Origin of the sequence: Syntrophorhabdus sp., from assembly GCA_012719415.1 — a bacterium.
In the GTDB taxonomy this organism is placed as follows: Bacteria; Desulfobacterota; Syntrophorhabdia; order Syntrophorhabdales; family Syntrophorhabdaceae; genus Delta-02.
The window spans coordinates 1-6,408 of the sequence record JAAYAK010000288.1 but is presented as its reverse complement, the minus strand read 5'-3'; the positions used below and the strand labels follow the sequence as shown (position 1 = coordinate 6,408).

Genomic DNA, 6,408 nt, shown 5'->3' with positions numbered 1-6,408 from the left:
TGATACTGCACCACGGAGGGGCTCTTTATCCCGCAATGGCGGGCGACCTCCCGCACCGATGGCGAATAGCCGTTCTCCCGTCGGAAGGCCCTGATAAAGTCGAGTATGTTCTCCCTCGTATCCGTCTTTCGCGGCATCATACCCTCCTGTTAGAACAAGTGTACTATATTTCGAAAAGAAAAAGAAGTTTTAAGTTTTAGGTTTTAAGTTTTAAGTAAAGGCAAAAGATATGCGGCACTCCATTCGAAAAATAATGAAGCTGTTTCTTTTTACTTAAAACCTAAAACGTAAAACTTAAAACCGTCTTTATCTTTTTCCTTGTCTTTATAGAACATATGTTCTATACTGTTTGTTATGCGAGTGGTTTGTGTGCATGTTCCTCACTTTCATGTGCAGGTCGAATGTCTGAAGGATCCCGACCTCAGGAAAAGGCCCGTCGTTATCGTGGGCATGCCCGAGGAGAGGGGATTTGTCATCGATTGTTCCGAGGAGCTTGCCCAAAGAGGGGTTGCCCCCATGATGCCCCTTAAGGATGTATACCATCTCTGCTACGACGCCGTACCCGTCCTCGCGCGAAGAAGGGAGCACAGCCTTCTCTGGGAAGAGGTCCTCTCTTCCATCGCCGGGATAACACTGCGCATGGAACCGAAAGGGGAAGGCACGGTCTTCCTCGATGTCACACGGCTCCCCGGGATGTACAAGAGCGAGGAGCAGGTCGCATCGGCCTTAGGGAGCATGGTATCCTGTCAATTCCGCCTCGACGTTAGGGTCGGTGCCGGGAATTCCCGTTTCATGGCCTTCGAGGCCGCGCTTTGCGCCTCGAAGGATGCGCGTGTCATACCTTCGGGCATGGAAAGGGAGTTCCTCGCCCCCCTTGGTATCGACCGCCTGCCCGTACCCGACGATGTGCGGGAGAGACTCCACCTCCTTGGGCTTCATTCCCTGGGGCAGATAAGCGCCTTCACTCTTTCCGCCCTGACATCCCAGTTCGGCGCCGTCGGGAAAGAACTGTGGGAACTCTCCAACGGTGTCGGGGAACACGGCAGGATACCCTGCGCCTTCGCCATAACCGACGTCGACCGCGAGCTCGTTTGCGACGAACCGGTCCACTCGAAACAACAGATCAAAGCGGTCCTCCTCGAACTCCTCGACGGGCTTTGCCTCGAGCTTGAAGAGTTGGGTAAGGCGTGCCGCACCGTAAGGATCGTGCTCGACCTTCAGAACAGGACCTTTTTTGAGAAACAGTTCGTTCTGCACGCACCCACGACCCGCAAGGAAGACATGCTGCGCAGGATCATGGCCGGACTGGAAGGCGTGGAACTCGCAAGCCCCGTCCGGATAATGAGCGTACGCGCCGGTGCTCTCGCAAACCATGACGGCAGACAGGAAAAGCTCTTTCGGTCCCGTCCGGGCCTCGCAAAAGACATGAAGGATGTCAGCGGCTTTCTGAAGACAAAATACGGCGCCCTGCCCCTGGCCCGTGCCGTCAGGAACGACAGCGGCACCCATCTGCCCGATGACAGGTTCATCTTTGTCGAACCATGAAGATCTCCCCCTTCGATCCCGAACCCGTGGAAGTGATCGCCGTCAGCGGTCGACCGGTGCAGGTGACCGTCAGGAAGAAGAGACAGAGGGCCCGGGACATCGTCAACATCTGGCGTGTCGACGACACCTGGTGGCAAAGGCCGGTTGCCCGCATGTATTACACTCTCGAACTCGAGAGCGGCAGCCGGGTCACCGTCTTTCAGGACCTTTCGGACGGCGTGTGGTACCGGCAGAACTGGACCGTCTGAAGGATCCGCCATGTACACCGAGCTCCATGCCCACTCGAACTTTTCCTTTCTCGACGGAGCTTCCTCGACCCGGAGTCTTGTCGAAAGGGCTGTATCCCTCGGCATGGACGCCCTCGCCATAACGGACCACGACGGACTTTACAGCGCCTGCATCTTCTCGAAGACGGCAAGAGAGGCGGGGATACGGCCCATCATCGGAGCGGAGCTCACCCTGGAAGAGGACCATCATCTGACGTTTCTCGTTGAGAACGCCAGGGGCTACGCCAACCTCTCGCAGCTCATCACCCGGGCGCAGCTCGCCGGGTCCAAGGGAAAGCCCGTACTGTCCGAAGCGGAGCTGCCCGGCCGCACGGAAGGTCTTATCTGTCTGTCGGGGTGCGCAAAAGGAAAGATCTCCCGCCTTCTCTTGAAAGGCGAAAGACGCGCGGCCTATGACGCGGCGAAGAGATATGCGGCACTTTTCGGCAAGAACAACTTTTACGTCGAGATCGAAGGCCACCTGCTTCCGGAAGACAGGCACCTGTGCCTGCAGCTTGTCGATCTTGCAGACGTCCTCGGCCTCGAAACCGTGGTCACAAACAATGTCCATTACGCGACAAGGGCCGAACATATCCTTCATGATGTGCTGACCTGCATCAGACACCGGGTACCCCTCGACAGGTCGGCGCCCTTCCGGAGACTGAACTCGGAGTTCTATCTCAAGGGCGAAAAAGAGGTGATGGAGCTCCCCTGGCTTCCCCGCGAAGCAATAGTGAGGACCGGGGAAGTGGCCGGCCGCTGTCTCTTCGACCTCGATTTCTCTTCCTTTTCCTATCCCCGCTTTCCCCTGCCGGAGGGAGAAACGGCAACGGCGTTCCTGAGGAGGCTCGCCACGGAAAAGGCCCGCGCACGGTACGGTTCCCTTACCGAAGAACTCCTCAGGAGGATCGAAGACGAGATACTGCTTATCGAGGAAAAAGGTCTTTCGGGATATTTCCTCGTCGTCCGGGATATTGTCGAACACGCAAGGAAGGTGGGGATCTCGGCGCAGGGAAGGGGCTCGGCGGCAAGCTCCGTTGTGGCCTACGTCCTCGGGATCACCCCCGTCGATCCCATGAAACACAAGCTCTTCGTGGGGCGTTTTCTCAACGAGCTCAGCATCCCCGACATCGATATCGATATCGCGACCAACAGAAGGGAGGAGGTCATACAGTATGTCTACGACACATACGGGCGCGACCATGCCGCCATGGTCTGCACCTACGTGACCTTTAAGGGGCGGGGTGCGATACGCGAGGTGGGAAAGGTCCTGGGGCTCCCGGAACACGTCCTCGACAGGATGGCAAAGACCATTTCCGCCTATGGAGGACGCGGCGCCATCGACTCCCTGAAAGAGGTCCCCGAATTCGCGTCCTATCTCGATTCCGGCGCCTGGGAGCATTTTGGAGGCCTCTGCACGCAGATAGCCGACTTTCCACGGCACCTGTCCATCCATGTAGGCGGCATGGTCCTCACCCCCAGGCCCATATATGAGATCGTCCCCCAGGAACACGCCCGCGCGGAAGGGAGGATCGTCTGCCAGTGGGACAAGGACTCCGTTGACGATGCGGGACTTATCAAGTTCGACCTGCTCGGCCTGAGGATGCTTTCCCTCATCGACGACGCAAAGGAACTTGTCCGTAAGCACAGGGGGCTCGTCCTCGACTTTGACAGCATCCCCCCCGACGACCCTGAGGTCTTCAAGATGATCGGAGATGCCGATACGATCGGCGTCTTCCAGGTGGAAAGCCGGGCCCAGATGCAGACCCTTCCCAAGGTGAGGCCCCGGTCATTCGAGGACCTCACCATGGAGGTCGCCATCGTGAGACCCGGGCCCCTGCAGGGCAACATGGTACATCCCTTCATCCGGCGCCGGCAGGGGAAGGAACCTGTCGTCCATCTTCATCCGAAGCTGGCCCCCATCCTTGACGAAACGCTCGGGGTGATCCTCTTCCAGGAGCAGATACTCCAGGTCGCGATGGCCATAGCCGGGTTCACCGCGGGTGAGGCCAACATGCTGCGCAAGGCGATGGGCCGGAAGAACGCCCGCGAGGAGCTCGCGAAGTGGCATGAACGTTTCGTTGAAGGGGCACAGAAGGAGGGAATAACACGCGAGCTTGCGGCGAAGGTCTTCGATCACATAAGCGGTTTCGCCGATTTCGGCTTCTGCAAGAGCCACGCCGCCAGCTTTGCCATCCTCTGCTACCGCTCCGCATATCTGAAACGCCATTATCCGGCGGAGTTCTACTGCGCCCTCCTCAACAACCAACCCATGGGATTCTACACCCCAGAGGTGATAACGGGGGACGCGAAACGGCACAACGTCCCCGTCCTCCCTGTGGACATCAACAGGAGCATGTGGAACTGTTCCATTGAGGGAGGATCTTTGAGGATCGGCTTCAGGTACGTGAAGGGCATCGGCGAAGACAAGGGCGATCGCATCCTCACGGCACGCCGTGATAGGCTCTTCACATCGCTCAAGGACTTTGCCGGCAGGGTCCGGCTCGATGATCGCTCAGTGCAGAACCTCGTCGCCGTGGGGGCCTTCAGCACCATCAGGCGGTCGAGAAGGCAGCTCCTGTGGGAGGCCGGAACGCTGCGCGCAACGGGATTCCCGGAGCTCACACCGCTCGCGGGAGATAAGCGGCAGGAAAGCCTTCCCATACCCGAGATGAACGCGGCGGAAGAGACGATAACCGATTACGCCTTCCAGGGGTTTTCCGCTTCGCACCATATAATGAAACTCTATCGCAAGGCCCTGGGCAGGCTGGGGGCGGTCACAAGCGGCGGTCTTGGCCGCCGCCCGTCGGGCACTGCCGTTCTCACCGCCGGGTACATGGTGTGTCTCCAGATGCCCCCCACCGCAAAGGGAGGGTTCTCGTTCATGACCCTCGAAGACGAGGAGGGGCTCATCAACATCGTGATACGGCCGGAGGTCTACAGGATGCACCGGACCATCATACGTCTCGAACCCTTCCTGCTCGTGGAAGGAATTGTCGAGAAGAAGGACGGGCTTATCAATGTCCGGGCGAAAGGATTTGCGAGCTTGAGGCAAAAGAACGGGCAGAAAGACCTTACTCTCCCGCGACGGTGATCGTAAATTCCCTTTCCAACTCCATGTTCTGAAGGAAGTGGGCCTTGACGAAAACACGTACTTTCGCGGTTCCTTCCTTCCGCGCCCTCAATTCCGCCGCGACCCATGTCTCGGAAACAAGCCATCCGTCCCTGTCAACGATATCACGGCGGACCGTGGTACCCTGAGCAAGGGCGACGGGGTCCCCTTCGACCTTCACATCATAGAAGGGGCCGCTCTTCGTGCCTTCCCGCCCGAGGTGCACGAGGACGCTCTGGCCCGGGGGCAGCGTCCCACCCTCTCCGAGGTCAAAGAAGGTGAAGTTTTTCGCGATCATGCCCCCATCCCACTTGTCCGCGTTGATGGTAAGCACGTTCCTGCCCTTCTTCCAGGCGGGATCGAAGGTGAGGGTCTCTATATCGCCGGCCGAAGGTTTCGCGTGGACCTCCTTGCCGTTGAAGAATACCCTCACTCCGGTGACATTGACCGCCGCGATGGTCAGTTTCTCTCTCGCCGCGACCATCTCCCGGTTCCCCGGGTGCCCCAGGACGGCGACAAAAGGCGCGGGCGTCCAATCGAACCCGGCCCTGGCCTCGGTCTTTCTTCCTCCCGCCATCGACTTCACGGCAACGGATTGTCTCGCTGCCCTAACCGGCATGAACATGAGGTCCGCCATGTTGCGGTCCTCAGAGAAGCCGCCCCCCGCCTGTCTCATCCTGACGGGTTTCCCGTTCACCTCCACGGTGAGCGCGGGGTCGCTCCAGGCCTTCGGGAATTCCACCGACACGATCGCGTATATCCCGCCCTTCATGGGCTTGACGGAGACGATCTTAAGACCTTGCGGTCCTTCCGCCCCGGCAACTCCGACAATAAGGAGTGACAACAGGCAACCCAGAAAGACTTTCCTGATCATGGCCGTCACCCCTTCACCGCCGCCTACTTGATCTTCAGAAGTATCACGGACGCCGCCCGCTGGGAAAGGTTGAAATCCTGTTCCGCCCGGGCCTTATCCATGGCTTCCCTGCTCTTGAAACTGCCCGCCAGCTGATCCTGAACGAGTATGGTCAGAAGATATCCGCCCTTGAGGACCCAGAGGTCGTAGCCGTTCCAGAAGGCCTCGTCGCCCAGTCCCCCCACGCTTCTCATCTTCTGCGCCGTATCGGCATTGGCCATCCGGGCCTTCTTCTGCCTGTCAAAGACGTCCCGCGCGGACTTGAAGATCCCTTCGCTCTTGATCTCTTCGGAAGAGGAGACTTTCAGCTTCGCGCTGTAGGTGCCGCCTTTCTTCTTGAAGAAATAGGCACACTGGTTACCCGCAGGAGCGGACACCTTGCCGGCCTTCTGCGACGAACTGGCCTGGTTGAGAAGCGCCTCCGCGTCAGCCTTTGTGAGCAGACTGCAGGCATTGAGAGGACCCGCCGCACCGGCTGACGCCGGACCGAACCCGATCACAAGGGCCGTCATGACAGTAATTATGCTCAACACAACACCGCACCTTTTCATAAGACCTCCCGCAAAGATAGT

The 6,408-nt window shown here is 58.7% G+C and carries 6 protein-coding genes; 3 read left to right on the top strand and 3 right to left on the bottom strand.

Going from position 1 to position 6,408, the window contains the following annotated elements:
* Positions 1 to 137, bottom strand: a 137-nt coding sequence (locus tag GXX82_16745) for a hypothetical protein (GenBank protein NLT24693.1), incomplete at its 3' end; no start/stop codon positions are given.
* A 253-nt stretch (positions 138 to 390) separates the two neighbouring features.
* On the opposite strand from GXX82_16745, the gene GXX82_16740 reads away from it, so the two are divergent.
* Genes GXX82_16740 through GXX82_16730 form a run of 3 tightly spaced genes read left to right on the top strand, consistent with a single transcriptional unit; the run spans position 391 to position 4,905 of the window.
* On the top strand, positions 391 to 1,545 hold the full coding sequence (locus GXX82_16740; GenBank protein NLT24692.1) for a hypothetical protein: 1,155 nt from the start codon (positions 391 to 393) through the stop codon (positions 1,543 to 1,545).
* Positions 1,542 to 1,793, top strand: a complete 252-nt coding sequence (locus GXX82_16735) for a hypothetical protein (GenBank protein ID NLT24691.1) — start codon at positions 1,542 to 1,544, stop codon at positions 1,791 to 1,793. The genes GXX82_16740 and GXX82_16735 overlap by 4 nt, the downstream gene beginning before the upstream one ends.
* A 10-nt stretch (positions 1,794 to 1,803) precedes the next feature.
* Positions 1,804 to 4,905, top strand: coding sequence for an error-prone DNA polymerase (locus GXX82_16730; protein ID NLT24690.1), 3,102 nt, complete (start codon positions 1,804 to 1,806; stop codon positions 4,903 to 4,905).
* Here the strand turns inward: GXX82_16730 and GXX82_16725 are convergent.
* The gene (locus GXX82_16725) at positions 4,886 to 5,797 is read right to left on the bottom strand and encodes a hypothetical protein (GenBank protein ID NLT24689.1); all 912 of its coding nucleotides are present in this window, start codon (positions 5,795 to 5,797) and stop codon (positions 4,886 to 4,888) included. The two genes, GXX82_16730 and GXX82_16725, sit on opposite strands and share 20 nt — an antisense overlap.
* Positions 5,798 to 5,820: 23 nt before the next feature.
* Positions 5,821 to 6,387, bottom strand: a complete 567-nt coding sequence (locus GXX82_16720) for a hypothetical protein (GenBank protein NLT24688.1) — start codon at positions 6,385 to 6,387, stop codon at positions 5,821 to 5,823.
* Between the last annotated feature and the right edge of the window lie 21 nt (positions 6,388 to 6,408).

Coding starts and splice junctions, on each gene's coding strand:
- GXX82_16735 (NLT24691.1), top strand. CDS start 1,542: ATGAAGATCTCCCCCTTCGATCCCGAACCCGTGGAAGTGATCGCCGTC.
- GXX82_16730 (NLT24690.1), top strand. CDS start 1,804: ATGTACACCGAGCTCCATGCCCACTCGAACTTTTCCTTTCTCGACGGA.
- GXX82_16725 (NLT24689.1), bottom strand. CDS start 5,797: ATGATCAGGAAAGTCTTTCTGGGTTGCCTGTTGTCACTCCTTATTGTC.
- GXX82_16720 (NLT24688.1), bottom strand. CDS start 6,387: ATGAAAAGGTGCGGTGTTGTGTTGAGCATAATTACTGTCATGACGGCC.